This is a genomic window from Gordonia malaquae NBRC 108250, assembly GCF_000344135.1.
Classification (GTDB): Bacteria; Actinomycetota; Actinomycetes; order Mycobacteriales; family Mycobacteriaceae; genus Gordonia; species Gordonia malaquae.
On sequence record NZ_BAOP01000012.1, the window covers coordinates 86,235 to 103,270 of the forward strand.

A 17,036-nucleotide genomic window follows, 5' to 3' on the forward strand; every position below is an offset into this window, starting at 1 on the left:
CGCCCGGTAGATTCGGCGGCATGAGCGCCGCTGTCTGCCCCGGTTCGTACGATCCCTTCACTCTCGGTCACCGATTCGTCGTCGAGCGCACCGCCGCCCGTTTCGATCGAGTAGTCGTCGCTGTTGTGGTCAATCCCAACAAGCAGGGGATGTTCTCGATCGACGAGCGGATCGAGCTGATCCGTGAGGACTGCGCCGATCTGCCGAACGTCGAAGTCCGCAGCTGGTCGGGGTTGTTGGTGGATCTCGTGCGCGACGACGATCTTCCGACCATCGTCAAGGGCCTGCGGTCGGAGACCGACTTCGCATACGAGACGCCCATGGCGCAGATGAATCGTGAACTCGCCGATGCCGAGACCTTCTTCATGCTCACCGACCCCCGTTTTGCGCACGTCTCCAGCTCGTTGGTGAAGGAGGTCGCCAAGCTCGGCGGCGACGTCACGCCCTACCTCGCTCCACACATCCACCGTGCGCTCGCCGACAAGCTCGCCGGTGCCCGCTCCATCTGACGAGCCACGACACGCCGACCTCGCCTCCTGAGTCACAGTCGCAACATTCGGCACAATGGCCACAAGAACATCAAGGCCTTGTGCCGGATCGGAGTAACCGTGTACCGCGTATTCGAAGCGCTGGACGAACTCGTCGCACTCGTCGAAGAGGCGCGCACCGTCCCGATGACCGCCGGCTGCCTCGTGCCCCGCGGTGACGTCCTGGAGCTGCTCGACGACCTGCGCGACGCGCTCCCCGGAGAGCTCGACGACGCCCAGGACGTGCTCGACGAGCGCGACACCATCGTCGGCAACGCCCGCGACACGTCGGACAAGCTGATCACCGGCGCCGAGAGCGACTCGGAGGCGATGCTCGCTCACGCGAAGGCAGAAGCCGAGCGGATCGTCGCCGAGGCGCAGGCCAGGGCTGATCGACTCGTCAGTGAGGCCGGGGTGCACGCCCAGCAGACGATCGACTCGGCAGACGAGGAGGCTCAGCGCCTCGAGGCGAGCGCCAACCGCGAGTTCGAGGCGGTCACCGGTCGCGCACGCGCCGAAGCCGCACGGGTGGTCGAGGCGGGCGACGCCAGTTACCACAAGTCGGTGGCGGACGGGATCGCCGAGCAGCAGCGGTTGGTGTCGGATTCGGAGGTCGTCGCCGCAGCCAAGAGCGAGGCCGAGCGGATCGTCGATGCAGCGCACGCAGAGTCCGACCGCCTTCGGGGAGACTGTGACATCTACGTCGACGACAAGCTCGCCGGGTTCGAGGACCTGTTGACGAACACGCTGCGGTCGGTGAACCGCGGTCGTCAGCAGCTTCGCACCGGAGCGGGCATGCACGACTACGTCGAGTACCCGCGCAGCGTCGAGGACTCGCGTCGCGAGGATTACGACGAGCACGAGATGGCGGGCTGACGATCCGATTCGACACAAGCGCTAAAATCACTGCGTGAGTGTCAATCCCTTCGTAATCGACGTTCGGAGCGTCCCCCGTCGCGCAGGTTCGATGGTCGAGGTCGACCGCACGGTTGCGGCGCCCGACCGAATCGGTGCACAGATGGTCGGGATCCCCGCCGGTGCGGACGTTCACCTCGATCTGCGGTTGGAGTCGGTCACCGAGGGTGTGCTGGTCAGCGGCACTGTCGACGGTCCGCTCGACGGGCAGTGCGGTCGATGCCTCGATCCGATCGAGGATTCGGTGTCGGTGTACCTGACCGAGCTGTTCGCCTATCCGGATAGTGAGACCGACAAGACGTCCGACGACGAGGACGTCGAGCGCATCGTCGACGAGGAGATCAACCTCGAGCAGACGATCATCGACGCCATCGGCACGGAGCTTCCCTTGACGCCGGTCTGCACGCCCGACTGTCCCGGCTTGTGCCAGGTGTGCGGTGTGAAGCTCGCCGACGCCGAGCCCGACCACGGACACGACGTCATCGATCCTCGTTGGGCGAAGCTGGCTGCGTTCAAGGACGACGCCGAGTGAGTCGTCGTACCGACCAGACTGAGCTCCTCGAGGCTCTCGGGGTCACGATCAGTGACGAGATCCTCACGTTGGCGTTGACGCACCGCTCGTACGCGTACGAGAACGGTGGGCTGCCGACGAACGAGCGTCTCGAGTTCCTCGGCGACGCAGTGCTCGGCGTTGTCGTCACCGAACGGCTCTACGTAGGTTTCCCCGATCGTCCCGAAGGCGAACTGGCGAAGATCCGCGCGAGTGTGGTCAACATGAACGCACTCGCAGACATCGCCCGTGGTCTCGGCGACGGTGGGCTCGGAGCGCACATCCACCTCGGTCGGGGTGAGGAGCTGACAGGCGGACGGGACAAGGCGAGCATCCTCGCGGACGGTCTCGAGTCGTTGTTCGGCGCCATCTTCCTCGATCACGGCATCGAGGTCGCCAAGCGTGTGGTCATGGGACTGTTCGAGCCGATCATCGCTCGCGCCGGAGAGCTCGGCGCCGGTCTTGACTGGAAGACGTCCCTGCAGGAGCTGTCAGCCGAACGTGGGACGGGGCAGCCGCATTATCAGGTGACGTCGACGGGACCCGATCACGACAAGGAGTTCACCGCCACGGCCGTGGTCGCCGGTCGTTCGCTCGGCGAAGGCGTCGGACGGACCAAGAAGGAAGCCGAACAGAACGCCGCTGCGATCGCGTGGCGCGAACTCGACGGCGATCCGACTGTCGGACAGTCGACGTCCGGGAACTGACGGGTGCCTGAACTTCCCGAGGTCGAGACGATTCGGTCCGGCCTCGCTCCGTACCTCGCGGGTCGAACTGCGACGTCGGTCGAGGTGGCTCATCCGCGCGCTGCGCGTCGCCACGTCGGTGGACCGTCCGATCTGGAGAATCGGTTGCGCGGCAAGCGGTTCGAGTCGGTCGATCGGCGAGGCAAGTACCTGTGGATCACCGGAGCCGACGCCACCGACGAAGTGGCGGTCGTCGTCCATCTCGGCATGAGCGGTCAACTGCTGATCAGCGAAGCCGATGCTCCCGATCCAGTGCACCTGCGTATTCGCGTCCAGCTCGACGACGGTCGGCAACTGAGGTTCGTCGACCAGCGCACCTTCGGCGGCTGGCACGTCGACGAGCTGGTGACGGTCGGGGAGCGGGCGCTCCCGGAGTCGGTGGCACACATCGCGCCGGACCCGTTCGAGCCCGCCTACGATCCCGACCGCGTGGTGTCTGTGCTCCGCAAGCGCGACACGGAGGTCAAACGCGCGATCCTGGACCAGACCGTCGTCTCCGGGATCGGCAACATCTACGCAGATGAATCGCTGTGGCGCGCACAGCTTCACGGACGTCGACGTACACGTGGCATCACCAGGGCCGCACTCGGCGAACTGCTCAGTGCGGCGTCGGACGTGATGGGCGAGGCGATCAAAGTCGGCGGCACATCGTTCGACGATCTCTACGTGAACGTCAACGGGCAGTCGGGGTACTTCGAGCGGTCGTTGAACGCGTACGGCCGAGAAGGACTTCCGTGCAGGCGTTGCGAAACGCTGATGCACCGCGAGCAGTTCATGAACCGCAGTTCGTTCTTCTGCCCGCGGTGCCAGCGGCCGCCTCGAGCAAGATAGCGCCACGCACGGTCGTCGCGTCGACGATCAAAGTGATGGAGTCTGCCGGAGATCAGTCGGTTCGCACCTTTGCCGGCAGAAGTAGCGCGATGACAAACGCCGCGCCGACCAGGCCTGCGCTCACGAACAGTGCGCTTCGGTAACCCGGGAGGACGTCGGCACCGGTGTTCACGGCAGCGGAGACGGTCACCAGAATCGCGAGCCCGAGTGCGCCGCCGACCTGACGGAAGGTGTTGAGCAGCCCGGAGACCATGCCTGCGGCCGACGGTGCGACGGCGGCAGTAGCGACGTTCGGGAGCGGGAGGAAGACCATTCCGATTCCGACCGAGGTCACGAGTGACGGGATGAGGATCGCGGTGATGAACGGGCCGTCAGTGGGGAGAGGCGCGAACAAGAGGAACCCGACAGTCGCGAGCGCCGCGCCACCGGCGACCACTCGGCGGGCACCGAATCTCGGCACGAGACGTGATGCGATCTGCACCGCGGCGATGGTGCCGAAGCAGAAGGGGAGGAACACGAGTCCGGTCTTCGTGGCGGAATAGCCGAGCCCCATCTGCAGGTACAGAGACACGAAATAGAAGGCGCCGAACTGTCCCGCGACGATGAAAGCGAAAACCAAGCACGGGACGAGGACGTCGCGACGACCGAGAACGCGGAAGTCGACAAGCGGGACAGCGGTTCGCCGCTCGGCCGCGACGAACGCGCCCAGCAGGACGACGGCCAGAGCGAACCAGACGAGTGTACGAACGCTGCCCCAGCCGTTGTCGGTCGCGGTGACGATCCCGTAGGTCAGCACTGTGAGTCCGGAGGTGGCGAGCACGCCGCCCGCCCAATCGGTACGGCGGTCCGCACTCGCGATCGGACCGGGTGCTGCGAACGACAGGGCGAGCCCCGCCGCCGACACCAGTGCACCGCACGCGATCACCGTGCGCCAGCCGAACGCGTCGGTCAGCACGCCCGAGAGCACGACACCCACCGCACCGCCGAGAGACGCGCCGATCGCGATGGCTGCAAATCCTTTGGCGCGTTCAGTTGGTTCGCGGAAGGTCAGCGCCACCGAAGTGATCGCTGCGGGTGCAACGGCTGCGGCGCCAACGCCCTGCAGGATCCGCACGGCGATCACCTGCCACGGCTCACTGCACAGGTACGCGGCCAGTGACGCGATGGTGAACAGGGCGAATCCGAACCTGAGCAGTGATCTGGCTCCGAACCTGTCGGAGAGTCGCCCGGACAAGAGGAGCAGCCCTCCGAAGACGATCGCGTACGCATTGACGACCCACGACAACCCTTGCGGGCTGAAGTGGACGTCGTCCCGGATCGCTCGAAGCGCGACGTTGGTGACCGAGGCGTCGAAGGTGACGAGGAACTGAGAGAGGCCGGCGAGGACAAGCGAGGTCCGGACCGCAGTAGTTTGTGTAGCACGTAACATAATTAGTTAGGCTAAACTTACTTGTGCTGTGAATGCAAGAGGCTCTGGCAGAATGCGGGCATGCGTCAGAGCACGCCCCGCCGGGGTCGTCCGCCGAGCATCACGCGGGACCAGATCGTTGAAAGGGCGCTTCATCGGCTCGATGAAGCCGGTGTCGACGAGCTCACGATGAAGGCTTTGGCAGGCGACTTGGGTGTGACGACCATGGCGCTGTACCGCCACGTGGGCGACAAGGAGACGCTGGTCGCGCTGGCCCTCGACGCGATCGCAGACCCGTTCGCGACAATCACGTATCCAGATGAGCCGCATGCATGCATTCGGCTCGCGATGACGACCCTCTACACCACGCTGACCGCACATCCGTGGGTGCCGGAAGCGCTCATCCGACCCCAGCGGATCGGACGCGGCGCTCTGTTGCTGGCCGATGCGGTGATCGGTGCGGCATTCGACATCACCGGTGATCGGGCCGCCGCGCTCGCAGCGTATCGAGCGCTGTGGAGCCTCACGCTCGGCAGTGTGCTCTCGCATCTGCGGCAGCGCGCAGAGGGGACGCCGCTGTCGCACGACCGGATGGACGAACTCATGGGTTCGGTCTCCGGCGGCTCGCTGCCGAACCTGCGCGCGAGTGTCTTATTGGACCTGCAACCGTCCACCGGTGAGGATTTCGAGGAGAGTCTCGACGCGCTGATGACTGGACTGTTCGCCTCGTTCGGTGACTGATGCCAGTTGACTTCCTGTGCGGCCGAGACGGGCTTGCCTGCCGGCTACAGGGCGGCCATTCCCAACGGTCGGGGCGCTGTCGGCGAAGGCACGGACCGGTCCGGACTTCGACGGTGGTCACCGTGTGCGCGCTTCTTCGCCAGACGATCGGCTGCGCGCAGTCAACCGATGTCGGTGCTGAGCGGATCGGTCGCGTCGACTACCTGGTCCAGCATGCCGATCGCGCGAAGGACCTGGGCGACGCTGCGAAAGTTCACTCCGGGGTCGCCGGTCTCGATCTTGCGTAGAGTGTCGCTCGTTCAGCCTCCTGCTGTGCGGTCAATCCGAGCACCATGCGCCAACCGCGCACGTGCTCCCCAAACTCCGAGAGTTGTCTGTCGCTCCGGTACACGGCCATGATTCGCTCATTTTCAATGACGAGAAAAGCAGCCGTATCTGATGGTTACGAAGTGTTTCATCGTCATTGTGATCGCCTCCAGAGCTGAACGGCCGGAGGCTCGGACGACTCTGCGCGCATTGCTGGAATTGCTTACCTGGCTACACGTTCGACGGTAGCCATCCCGGCCGCCTGGACACGATCGTGGCGGGCGGCCCCTGGGTGTCACTGTTATGACGAGCCAATGGACGATCTGTGCCACAGGAACCGGTCTCGGGGGTTTGCGAAGGATTTCCTCACTATGATCGACGGGTCTCATCTCACCCGATCTGGGGGTTCGAATGTTCCGTAATTTCCGTCGTGTCGCCGTCGTCGTCGCAGCGTCGATGGCGCTGGTCGCCGGCGCAGCCGTCGTCACGCCTGGCGAGGCCGCCGCCGCCACCCGCTACGCGGCCCCGACTCTCAAGGCTGAGCAGGGGGCGTTCGCCGGCGACAAGAACGTCAAGCTGACGATCACCAACACCAATGTCTCCAGCGGTCTCTTCGCCGAAAGCACCTGCTCGTCCAGCCTGCTCCACGGAACCGAGGCCCTGCAGGCGTTCGTCGCATTCAACAACAAGGACTACATCAACCTTCTCAAGATCATTGCGACCTCCAACAGCAAGGTCGGGCCGGTCGTCAGCAACAACCTGATCAGCCCCGGCCCGAACAGTGCGTCGCGCGAGGTCAGTGCCGCTGACGGCGTCTACATCTACCTCGGCACCTGTGGCGGCATCAAGTCGCTGGAGCCGGGCAACGTCGGCGTCGCCTTGCTGCCGGTGATCGTGCCCAGTGGCGTCGGCAGCATCGGCTCGGTACTGGACTTCGGTAGCGCTGCAATGGAATCCGGCATGGCGATGGGCGACGTCCTGAGCCTGCTGAGCATCCTCGGCAGCGGCTCCTAGTCGCTCGCTTCAAAACAGTCGCCCGTGACCGTCTCCATCTGGTCCGGGCGACTGTTGTCTTCTGGTCCGCGTCAGCATCGATCGGCGTCCGCGTGGTGGGTGAAGGCTTCTCGCCGTGACGAGCGGCCTGATGGGCCACCAGGGGTGTGCGCCGTCTTAGGTTCACCGATGTGTGGCCCACGGCCGGCTCGGCGCTCAGAACTCGCGGAATCGGTGAACATTAAACGGCGGCCGGATTCGGCGACGTCGGTCGGCAACGTGAACATGGCGGTCACTACGCTGGTGACGAGGCAGGAGCACACGGGGAAGCATTTTCGCGCCGCTCGTGTTGCCACCCACACAACGACGAAGGAGTCTTCACGACATGACTGATCTGTGGGTGCAGCGCACCGGAACCCGGCGGTACACGGGCCAGAGCTCGCGCGGTGCGGAGGTGCTGATCGGTTCCGCCGACGTCGAGGGTGTGTTTACGCCCGGCGAGCTGTTGAAGATCGCTCTCGCGGCGTGCACCGGCATGTCGTCGGACAAGCCGCTGTCGCGTCGCCTCGGCGACGACTACGACGCGACCGTCCGCGTGTCAGGCGAGGCCGACCGCGAGAACGAGGTGTACCCGGTGCTGTCGGAGACCCTCGAAGTGGACCTGTCCGATCTCGATCCCGAGGCCGCTCAGCGGCTGCTCGTGGTCGTCGAACGCGCAGTCGACAAGGTGTGCACCGTGGGGCGCACCATCAAGGCAGGTGCGCAGGTCGAGCTGGCGATCGAAACGGACTGACACATGGAACGGCTGTCGGCATGGGTGCACGGAAACGTCCAAGGCGTCGGTTTCCGCTGGTGGACTCGATCGCGAGCGTTGGAGCTCGGCCTGGTCGGTTATGCGTCCAATCACGCCGACGGTCGGGTCCACGTGGTGGCCGAAGGGCCACGTCCGCAGTTGGACGCCCTGCTGAATGCACTGCGGTCCGGCGAGACGCCCGGACGCGTGGATCTGGTGGTCGAGGACTTCCTCGCGGCGCGCTCGGACCTGCACTCGTTCGTCGAACGCTGAGGTCGCACGGGTAAACTGGACAGCCGTGCACCTCAAGAGCCTCACCCTCAAGGGCTTCAAATCGTTCGCGTCGTCGACGACGCTGCGATTCGAGCCCGGCATCACGTGTGTGGTGGGGCCGAACGGGTCGGGCAAGTCGAACGTCGTGGACGCCCTCACCTGGGTGATGGGTGAGCAGGGCGCGAAGGCGTTGCGCGGCGGAAAGATGGCCGACGTCATCTTCGCCGGAACGTCCGGTCGGGCACCGCTCGGCCGTGCGGAAGTGACGCTGACCATCGACAACTCCGACGGCGCGCTGCCGATCGAGTACTCCGAAGTGTCGGTCACGCGGCGCATGTTCCGCGACGGCGCGGGGGAGTACGAGATCAACGGGAACTCGTGTCGTCTCATGGATGTGCAGGAACTCCTCTCCGACTCCGGCATCGGCCGCGAGATGCACGTCATCGTCGGTCAGGGTCGGCTCTCCGCGATTCTCGAATCGAAGCCGGAAGATCGCCGAGCGTTCATCGAAGAGGCGGCGGGCGTCCTCAAACATCGTCGGCGCAGAGAGAAGGCGGTCCGCAAGCTCGACGCGATGGCCGCGAACCTCGCCCGCCTGACGGACCTGACAGCAGAGCTGCGCCGACAGCTCAAACCCCTCGGACGACAAGCGGAGGTGGCGCGCCGCGCGGCGACGGTGCAGGCAGACCTGCGTGACGCTCGACTGCGGCTGGCGGCTGACGACCTCGTGACCCGCCGTGAGGAGATGGCGCAGCACACGAGCCTCGAACACGAGATCCGCGAACGGCAGAACGAGGTGGCCGCCCAATTAGACGAGGCGACAGCCGCGCTGACTGCGGCGCAGGAGCACCTCGCGCAGATCACGCCCGCGGCCACCGAGGCCGGACGCGTCTACCACCAGCTTTCGACGCTGGCCGAGCGTGTCGACGGGACCCGCCGGGTCGCGTCCGAACGCGCGGCGCACCTGTCGCAACCTGCGTCCGCGCCCACCGGCCCAGACCCTGAGACGTTGGAGCGCCAGGCCGAAGAAGCGGCGATGACCGAGGCGGAACACGCGTTCGCCGTCGAAGAGGGCGCAGAACGCCTCGAGTACGCGACCGCCGCACTCCAGGCCGCAGAACAGGCCGCATCGGCCGCTGAGAAGGCGCACATGGCTGCGGTGCAGGCAGTCGCCGATCGCCGTGAAGGCCTCGCCCGTCTCGAAGGCCAGGCCGCGAACCTACGGACCAAGGTGGAGTCGGTGGACGCTGAGACGTCGCGTCTGGCCGAGGGCATCGAGGCCGCCCACCAGCGTGCCGACGCCGCGCAGGCCCTCATCGACGAGCAGGCCGCCGCGACCGCGGAGCTGGAGTCGCGCGAGGCGAGTCTCGACGAGCATCACGAACGATGTGTCGCCGCACTCGAGACTGCTTCCGCGACCGTCGTCGCATTGCAGAAGACCGAACGCGAGGCCGAGCAGGCGATCGCCTCGCTCACCGCACGCATCGAAGCGCTCGCCGTCGGCCTCGAACGCGGCGACGGTGGCGCATGGCTCCAAGAACACGCTGGTGACGGACTTCTCGCTCCGCTGTCGGACCTGCTGACCGTGGAACCGGGATACGAGACCGCGGTCTCGCTGGCCCTCGGGCCCGCCGCCGACGCCATCGCCACTGTAGACGGACTCGCCGCGGTGCGGGCGCTCGACGCTCTCCGAGGCGGGGACGGGGGACGGGCGGCACTGATAGTCGGCGGCCTTCCGCAGACGGCCGAGCCCACCCGCCCGCAACTGCCGGCAGGCGTCGTGTGGGCGCGTGACGTGGTCAGCGCACCGGACACGATCAGCGGTGCCGTCGACATTCTTCTGGCCGGCACCGTGATCGTCGACGATGCGGCACTCGGACTGCGGCTGGCCGCCGAGCACGGATTGGTGGCCGTCACCGGAGACGGTGACCGGGTGTCGGCAGCGTCGGTGGAAGGCGGTTCGTCCAAGCGTCCGTCGACGCTCGAAGTCCAGTCGGCCGTCGACACCGCGACTGACGACCTCGCAAAGGCACGGGCGACCGTCGACCGCGTGCTCGGCGAACTGAGCGAGGCTCAGGCCGCCGAGGCTCAAGCCAGGGAGGCCGCTGAGGGTGCACTGGCAGCGCTGAATGAGTCCGATGCCAACGTCGGCGCCGCATACGAACAACTGGGCCGCCTCGGTTCCGACGTCCGTTCCGCTCGTGATGAAGCCGACCGACTCACCCGGCAGCGGCGTTTCGTCGAAGAGGGGAGAGCCGACAATCTCGCGGCCCTCACCGAGGTCGAGGAGAGGCTCGCCCGGGCCCTCGACGAGCACGACGACCCGACGGCGGGAGACCTCGACAGCGGAATGCGAGAGGCGGCCGCGGCAGAGGTCGCGTCCGCGCGATCGATGGAAGTCGAGACCCGACTGACCCTTCGGACGGCCGAGGAGCGTCTCGGATCGGTACGCGGCAAAGCCGAGAGTCTGCGCCGTGCGGCAGTCAACGAGCGAGCCAACCGTGAGCGACTCAAGCGGCAGGACGCCAGCCGTCGGTACGCGGCGGGCGTCGCGAACGTCGTCGTCGACGCAGGACGGAAGCTCGCCGATGCGGTGTCGACCGCAGCCTCCGACGCCGCCCGCGGACGTGACGAACTCGAGGCCGTCCGTGCCGCACGGACCACGGAGACCGACGAACTGCGTCGACTGGTCGACGAACTCACCGCCACCATGAATCAACTCCGTGACGCCGTGCACCGCGACGAGATCGCCAAGGCGCAGGCCGAACTGCGGATCGAGCAGCTCGAAGAACAGGTGCTCGAACAGTTCGCTATGGCACCGGACGACCTCGTCGCCGAATACGGTCCCGACGTTCCGATGCCGCCGTCTGATCTAGAGATGCGCGAATACGAGGACGCCAAAGCCCGCGGCGAGCAGGTGGTCGCTCCGGCGCCGATGCCATACGACCGCAAGACACAGGAGATCCGCGCGAAGCGGGCGCAGAAGGACCTCACCACACTCGGCAAGGTGAACCCGCTCGCGCTCGAGGAGTTCGCCGCGCTCGAGGAGCGCTACTCGTTCCTGTCGACACAACTCGAAGACGTCAAGAAGGCGCGTGACGACCTCCTCGACGTGGTGGCTGATGTCGACGCGAGAATCCTGCAGGTCTTCACCGAGGCGTACGCCGACGTCGAAGCCGAGTTCACCCAGGTGTTCGCGACACTCTTCCCCGGCGGCGAAGGCCGACTCGTCTTGACCGATCCGTCCGACATGTTGACCACCGGCGTCGAGGTGGAGGCGCGCCCGCCCGGCAAGAAAGTCAAACGGCTGTCGCTGCTCTCCGGCGGCGAGAAGTCGTTGACCGCGGTCGCCATGCTCGTCGCGATCTTCCGCGCCCGGCCGTCACCGTTCTATGTGATGGACGAAGTGGAGGCCGCCCTCGACGACGCGAACCTCCGGCGTCTCATCAGCCTGTTCGAGCAGCTTCGCGAAAAATCGCAGCTCATCGTCATCACACACCAGAAACCGACGATGGAGATCGCCGACGCCCTGTACGGCGTCAGCATGCGCGGCGACGGCATCACCCAAGTCATCTCCCAACGACTCCGCGGCGTCGACCTCGCCACGGCAGGCTCATCGCCACAAGGAAAGGCACAGTCTTCGTGACTACAGAAGTCCTCATCGGAATCATCGTCGGAGTGATCCTGCTGATCGCTCTGGTCGGCCTGACCGGCTATCTGATCAGCCGCAAGCGGCAGATCTCGATCTCCGACAAGCCCGAACAGATGGATGTCACCGACGGCACCACACGCCAAGTGGACCGATCGGGGGGCTACCAGGCCGGCTCGGGTTTCAACTTCAGTCAGGGCGGGACGGCGACCGTTGACGCGCCCGCACCCGCGCCCGAGCCCGAGCCTGAGCCGGTCGACGCTCCGGAAGTCGAGGCACAGCCGGAGGTCTCGGAGTCGACCGCCGCTGAGCCTGCTTCCGCCGAACCAGAAGCGGCCGAGCCCGAACCGGAGCCGATCGTCGAAGACGCTCCGGCGCCGGCCCTCGACGACATCGAACCCACGGCCGGACGCCTGTCCCGTCTGCGTGGACGACTCTCTCGTTCGCAAGGCGCCATCGGCGCCAGCGTCCTGGGCCTGCTCGGTGCGGGTGATCTCGATGAAGACTCGTGGGAAGAGATCGAAGACACCCTGGTCATGGCCGACCTCGGCACTGCGGCTACCGCCACTGTCGTCGAACGGCTGCGCGAGGAGTTGGCGACCGGCAAGGTCCGCACGGCCGACGACGCGCGTTCGGCACTTCGTCGGATCCTCATCGAGCAGCTCCATCCGAAGCTTGATCGCTCGGTGAAGGCGCTTCCGCACGCCGACGGACCGGCAGTGGTGCTGGTGGTCGGCGTGAACGGTGTCGGCAAGACCACCACCACCGGGAAGCTCGCGCGAGTGCTCGTCGCAGACGGACGACGCGTGACACTCGGAGCCGCGGACACCTTCCGCGCCGCGGCCGCCGACCAACTGCAGACCTGGGGCGAGCGCGTCGGTGCGGGCATCGTCCGGGGCAAGGAAGGCGCCGACCCGGCGTCGGTCGCGTTCGACGCCGTCAGCAAGGGTATCGACGACGGGGTGGACGTCGTCCTCATCGACACCGCCGGTCGACTGCACACCAAGACCGGGCTCATGGACGAGCTCGGGAAGGTGAAGCGCGTGGTGGAGAAGAAGGTTCCCGTCGACGAGGTCCTGCTCGTCCTCGATGCGACCGTTGGACAGAACGGACTCATGCAGGCGAAGGTGTTCGCCGAGGTCGTCGACCTGACCGGCGTGGTGCTGACCAAACTCGACGGAACGGCCAAGGGCGGCATCGTCTTCCGCATCCAGGAAGAGCTCGGTGTGCCGGTGAAACTCGTCGGTCTCGGAGAAGGCGCAGACGATCTCGCTCCCTTCGAACCCGGCGCATTCGTCGACGCACTGCTGTAAGCGCACCTCGACGAGATCCCCATCCGGCCGTGCCGGGTGGGGATCTTTGCGTTCTGGGTCGTGTGAGGGCCGGATCCCTTGAAAGCAACTTCTGAATCATGGTTCAATACTTTCCGAACGAAGAATTGAATTGAGATTCAGAAGGGGTGGGCAGTGGCATACCGACCGACCGAGGCGACGCGTCGCGCGGCGCAGGAGAAGCGCGCAGCGATGCTCGCCGCCGCGCGCGGTCTGGTCGCAGACGCCGGATTCTCCGGGGCGACGGTTGCGGCCATCGCCGAGGGCGCCGACGTGAGCGTCGGATCGGTCTACTCGTACTTCGACAACCGTGAGACGCTGCTCGCCGAAGTGTTCCGCACCGCGGCGGAGTACGAGTTCGCCCAGGTGGCAGCGGCGGTCGAGGCCGCAGGCGGCGACCCTCTCGCGCAACTCGACGCACTGATCGTCACCTTCGCCGACCGTGCGCTGCGCGGTCGGCGGATGGCGTGGTCGCTGCTCTTCGAGCCCGTCATCCCCGCCGTCGACGCTGAACGCCTCCGGCTGCGCCAGTGGTATCGCGACCTGGGCGAGGCCGTGATCGCTGCGGGCGTGGCGTCGTCGGCCTTCGTCGACCAGGACGTGCGCGTGACCGCTTCTGCCGTCATGGGCGCGATCTCCGAAGCGCTCGTCGGGGCCCTCAATCCCGACACATCGCCGCTGGCCACCGACCCCGATCAACTGCTCGGAACCATCCGAGCATTCTGCCTACGTGCGCTCGGCGCACCACCGAAGGAGACTCCATGACCGCCACCCACGATGTGTTCAACCAGGCCGCGCCCCGCGTCGACGTCAACGAGTATCTGACCGACCTGCCGCTCGTGGAAGCAGTGGAGGCGTACGGCGCGTCCTGGGCCACCGACGAGCTCACCGAAGCGGGTGCACTCGTCGGACGTGCGGACTTCCAGCGTGACGCGGAACTCGCCAACACGATCACTCCGAAGCTCCACACTCACGACCGATGGGGACATCGCGTCGACGAGATCGAGTTCCATCCCGCCTACCACCGGATCATCGGCGACGCCATCGCACACGGCGCGCACACGAGCTGCTGGGACGATCCGCGCGAGGGGGCGCACGTCGCCCGCGCGGCGATGTTCATGCAGTTCGGGCAGGTGGAGCCCGGCCACGCGTGTCCGGTGAGCATGACGCACGCGGTGGTCCCGTCATTGCGCGTGGATCAGACGCTCGCGGATCAGTGGATCCCGCGGACCCTGTCGCGCGACTACGATCCGTCACTGGCCGATCCGGCGAAGAGCTCCGCGATCTTCGGCATGGCGATGACCGAGAAGCAGGGTGGATCCGACATTCGCGCCAACACCACACGCGCGGTCGACAACGGGGACGGGACCTACCGGATCACCGGGCACAAATGGTTCTGCTCCGCGCCGCAGTCTGACGCGTTCCTCGTCCTGGCGAAGACCGAGCCGGGGGTGACCTGCTTCGTGGTCCCGCGCACGCTGCCGGACGGCTCGCGCAACACCTTCAACATCCAGCGCCTCAAAGACAAGCTCGGAAACAAGTCGAACGCGTCGAGTGAGATCGAGTTCTCCGACACCGTCGGCTGGCGTCTCGGTGACGAGGGTTCGGGCGTGCGCACGATCATCGAGATGGTCAACCAGACTCGCCTCGACTGCGCGTTGGGCAGTGCCGCGGGCATGCGGCAGTCGGTCGCGGAAGCCGCATGGCATGTGCGCCACCGCTCCGCGTTCGGCGCGACCCTGATCGACCAGCCCGCGATGACCGCGGTGATCGCCGATCTTCAGGTGGAGGCCGAGGCCGCGATGTGGACCGCGATGCGTCTGGCGTCCGCGTACGACGACGACTCGGAGCAGTCGCAGGCGTTCCGGAGACTCGCCACCGCTGTCGGCAAGTACTGGGTGTGCAAACGAGGCCCGAACCACGCATACGAGGCACTCGAGTGTCTCGGCGGCAACGGATACACCGAGGCGTTCCCGCTGGCCCGTCGCTTCCGCGAGCAGCCGGTGATGGCAGTGTGGGAGGGGTCGGGGAATGTCATAGCGCTCGACGTCTTGCGTGCGATGGTGCGTGATCCGCTGTCGGTCGAGGCGCTCGACGCCGAGTTCGAACTCGCACTCGGTCAGCACCGCGCGTACGACCTGCATGTCGAGAACACACGCAAACTCGTGGCGCAGGCCGCCGCTGATCCGTTGAACGCGCCCGCCATCGCGCGTCGTCTGACGGAGTCGCTGGCGATTGCCCTTCAGGGATCGATCGTCATCCGACAGGCGCCGTCGTTCGTCGCGGACGCGTTCGTCGCAGGTCGGATCGCCGAACCGGGCCAGATGTACGGCGTTCTCGACTCCAAGCTCGACCTGGCCGCGATCGCCGGACGGGCCTGAGACATGCATCTGACAGCAGTCCTCGAACGCGCGGCGCGAATCGCGGCCGACAAGCCGGCACTGATCTCAGACGACCACGAGATCACTTTCGGGCAGCTCCTCGACCGGTCGAAGCGTGCGGCCGCGGTCTTCATCGACGCGGGCGTCCGCCCGGGGGATCGGGTCGCCGTTATGGCTTTCAACACACCGGGGTTCGTGGTCGCGGCTTTCGGCGCCTGGTTCGCGGGAGCGACCCTGGTGCCGGTGAACCACAAGTTCGCCGCACCCGAGGTCGAGTACACGATCGGGCACAGCCGAGCGAGTCTCGGAGTGGTCGACGGGACGCTGGTGTCGACCACACTCGGAACCGGCATCGCGTGGCTGACCACCGACTCGACAGCTGCAGGCTTCGGCGACTTCGATGCGCTCGTCGCTGCTGCGACCGCGGTCTCCGGACCCGTCGACGAGGATGTGGACACGCCGGCACAGATCCTCTACACGTCCGGGACCACGAGTTCGCCGAAGGGATGCGTGCACACTCATCGGGGGCTGTCGACGGTGGCTCCTCTGATCGCGACCACTCTCGGCTTCACGCCTGACGAGCGTTTCCTTCTCGCGATGCCCATCTGGCACGCCGCGCCGCTGAACGATTGGCTGCTCACGATGATCTCGTTGACTGCTACCACCGTGCTGATGCGCGAGTACGACCCCGCAGCCTTCCTCCCGACTGTGGAGCGGCACCGGATCACCGCGTTCTTCGGCTCGCCGATCGCGTACCTGTTGCCAGTGCAACTCGCTGACGCAGGGCGCCTCGACCTCGCGGAATACAACCTGTCCAGTGTCCGCGCATGGCTGTACGGCGGTGCATCGCTCGGCGAACACACCGCCCGCCGACTGATCGAGGCCTACCGGAGCGACCGCTTCTTCCAGGTCTACGGCATGAGTGAGACCGGCCCCGTCGGCACCGCTCTGTACCCGCACGAACAGACCACAAAAGCCGGATCGATCGGTCGCGGTGGGATGTACGGCGTGGATCTGCGGGTTGTGGATGCCGGCGGCGTGGACCAGGCAGCAGGCGGGACAGGCGAGATCTGGCTGCGCGCCGACTCCCGCATGGTCGGCTATCTCGACAACCCGGAAGCGACTGCTGCCGCGTTCGCGGGACCGTGGTTCCGGACGGGCGACGTCGCGCGCATCGACGACGACGGCTACCTGTACATCGTGGACCGGCTCAAGGACGTCATCATCGTCGGTGGCGAGAACGTCCACTCACAGGAGGTGGAGGAAGTCCTGCGCGGGCATCCGCGGGTGGCGGACGTCGCGGTCATCGGTCGTCCGCACCAGGAATGGGGCGAGACCGTGGTGGCGGCGTGCGTGTCCACGGACGGCGTCGACGTCACCGTCGACGAGGTCCGCGACTTCCTCGCCGATCGCCTCGCGCGCTACAAGATCCCCAGGGAGGTCGTCATGGTGGACGCGCTTCCGCGCAATCCGAGCGGAAAGATCGTCAAGCACGTCCTTCGCGATCGCGTCACCGTGTGATGTAACCCGCCCGAAACGTGGACCGTCCGCACGTGACGCGCACGAAACACGAGCGCGGCTGTGCGGCAACC

The 17,036-nt window shown here is 66.4% G+C and carries 15 protein-coding genes; 14 read left to right on the plus strand and 1 reads right to left on the minus strand.

Annotated elements, in window-relative coordinates; genetic code table 11:
- Positions 1-20 precede the first annotated feature (20 nt).
- The 5 genes from coaD to mutM all read left to right on the plus strand — a co-directional run bounded on the left by coaD (position 21) and on the right by mutM (position 3,569).
- The gene (gene coaD / locus GM1_RS09700) at positions 21-509 is read left to right on the plus strand and encodes a pantetheine-phosphate adenylyltransferase (RefSeq protein ID WP_008378375.1); all 489 of its coding nucleotides are present in this window, start codon (positions 21-23) and stop codon (positions 507-509) included.
- 99 nt (positions 510-608) lie between these two features.
- Entirely contained in the window at positions 609-1,403 is a 795-nt protein-coding gene (locus GM1_RS09705) for a DivIVA domain-containing protein (RefSeq protein WP_008378376.1), read from the plus strand.
- Between the two features lie 34 nt (positions 1,404-1,437).
- Positions 1,438-1,974: a YceD family protein gene (locus tag GM1_RS09710; RefSeq protein WP_008378377.1), complete on the plus strand. Its 537-nt coding sequence runs from the start codon at positions 1,438-1,440 to the stop codon at positions 1,972-1,974.
- Positions 1,971-2,699 carry a ribonuclease III gene (gene rnc, locus GM1_RS09715; protein WP_008378378.1) on the plus strand — a complete coding sequence of 243 codons (729 nt, stop codon included), beginning with the start codon at positions 1,971-1,973 and terminating at the stop codon, positions 2,697-2,699. The genes GM1_RS09710 and rnc overlap by 4 nt, the downstream gene beginning before the upstream one ends.
- Before the next feature lie 3 nt (positions 2,700-2,702).
- Positions 2,703-3,569, plus strand: a complete 867-nt coding sequence (gene mutM / locus GM1_RS09720) for a bifunctional DNA-formamidopyrimidine glycosylase/DNA-(apurinic or apyrimidinic site) lyase (RefSeq protein WP_008378379.1) — start codon at positions 2,703-2,705, stop codon at positions 3,567-3,569.
- A gap of 52 nt (positions 3,570-3,621) precedes the next feature.
- Here the strand turns inward: mutM and GM1_RS09725 are convergent, their stop codons facing one another.
- The gene (locus GM1_RS09725; RefSeq protein ID WP_008378380.1) at positions 3,622-4,998 is read right to left on the minus strand and encodes an MFS transporter; all 1,377 of its coding nucleotides are present in this window, start codon (positions 4,996-4,998) and stop codon (positions 3,622-3,624) included.
- Between the two features lie 60 nt (positions 4,999-5,058).
- On the opposite strand from GM1_RS09725, the gene GM1_RS09730 reads away from it, so the two are divergent.
- The 9 genes from GM1_RS09730 to GM1_RS09770 all read left to right on the plus strand — a co-directional run bounded on the left by GM1_RS09730 (position 5,059) and on the right by GM1_RS09770 (position 16,965).
- Positions 5,059-5,718, plus strand: coding sequence for a TetR/AcrR family transcriptional regulator (locus GM1_RS09730; protein ID WP_040519796.1), 660 nt, complete (start codon positions 5,059-5,061; stop codon positions 5,716-5,718).
- A 717-nt stretch (positions 5,719-6,435) separates the two neighbouring features.
- Positions 6,436-7,038 carry a hypothetical protein gene (locus GM1_RS09735; RefSeq protein ID WP_008378382.1) on the plus strand — a complete coding sequence of 201 codons (603 nt, stop codon included), beginning with the start codon at positions 6,436-6,438 and terminating at the stop codon, positions 7,036-7,038.
- Positions 7,039-7,402: 364 nt separating this feature from the next.
- Complete coding sequence (locus GM1_RS09740) at positions 7,403-7,810, plus strand: OsmC family protein (RefSeq protein WP_008378383.1); 408 nt, start codon at positions 7,403-7,405, stop codon at positions 7,808-7,810.
- A gap of 3 nt (positions 7,811-7,813) precedes the next feature.
- Positions 7,814-8,083 (plus strand): acylphosphatase, encoded by a 270-nt coding sequence (locus GM1_RS09745; RefSeq protein ID WP_008378384.1) that lies wholly within the window; start codon positions 7,814-7,816, stop codon positions 8,081-8,083.
- A gap of 25 nt (positions 8,084-8,108) precedes the next feature.
- Entirely contained in the window at positions 8,109-11,729 is a 3,621-nt protein-coding gene (gene smc, locus GM1_RS09750) for a chromosome segregation protein SMC (RefSeq protein ID WP_008378385.1), read from the plus strand.
- A complete protein-coding gene (gene ftsY, locus GM1_RS09755; RefSeq protein ID WP_008378386.1) occupies positions 11,726-13,045 on the plus strand; it encodes a signal recognition particle-docking protein FtsY in 1,320 nt (439 codons plus the stop codon). Before smc ends, ftsY begins: the two co-directional genes overlap by 4 nt.
- 153 nt (positions 13,046-13,198) lie before the next feature.
- Positions 13,199-13,828: a TetR/AcrR family transcriptional regulator gene (locus GM1_RS09760; protein ID WP_008378387.1), complete on the plus strand. Its 630-nt coding sequence runs from the start codon at positions 13,199-13,201 to the stop codon at positions 13,826-13,828.
- The gene (locus tag GM1_RS09765; RefSeq protein WP_008378388.1) at positions 13,825-15,444 is read left to right on the plus strand and encodes an acyl-CoA dehydrogenase family protein; all 1,620 of its coding nucleotides are present in this window, start codon (positions 13,825-13,827) and stop codon (positions 15,442-15,444) included. Before GM1_RS09760 ends, GM1_RS09765 begins: the two co-directional genes overlap by 4 nt.
- 3 nt (positions 15,445-15,447) lie before the next feature.
- Entirely contained in the window at positions 15,448-16,965 is a 1,518-nt protein-coding gene (locus GM1_RS09770) for a class I adenylate-forming enzyme family protein (RefSeq protein WP_008378389.1), read from the plus strand.
- The last annotated feature ends 71 nt before the right edge of the window (positions 16,966-17,036 follow it).

What these genes read in the sequence shown, in the direction of transcription:
- coaD (WP_008378375.1), top strand. Translation starts at nt 21, where the DNA reads ATGAGCGCCGCTGTCTGCCCCGGTTCGTACGATCCCTTCACTCTCGGT.
- GM1_RS09770 (WP_008378389.1), top strand. Translation starts at nt 15,448, where the DNA reads ATGCATCTGACAGCAGTCCTCGAACGCGCGGCGCGAATCGCGGCCGAC.
- GM1_RS09740 (WP_008378383.1), top strand. Translation starts at nt 7,403, where the DNA reads ATGACTGATCTGTGGGTGCAGCGCACCGGAACCCGGCGGTACACGGGC.
- GM1_RS09765 (WP_008378388.1), top strand. Translation starts at nt 13,825, where the DNA reads ATGACCGCCACCCACGATGTGTTCAACCAGGCCGCGCCCCGCGTCGAC.
- GM1_RS09735 (WP_008378382.1), top strand. Translation starts at nt 6,436, where the DNA reads ATGTTCCGTAATTTCCGTCGTGTCGCCGTCGTCGTCGCAGCGTCGATG.
- GM1_RS09730 (WP_040519796.1), top strand. Translation starts at nt 5,059, where the DNA reads ATGCGTCAGAGCACGCCCCGCCGGGGTCGTCCGCCGAGCATCACGCGG.
- GM1_RS09745 (WP_008378384.1), top strand. Translation starts at nt 7,814, where the DNA reads ATGGAACGGCTGTCGGCATGGGTGCACGGAAACGTCCAAGGCGTCGGT.
- GM1_RS09725 (WP_008378380.1), bottom strand. Translation starts at nt 4,998, where the DNA reads ATGTTACGTGCTACACAAACTACTGCGGTCCGGACCTCGCTTGTCCTC.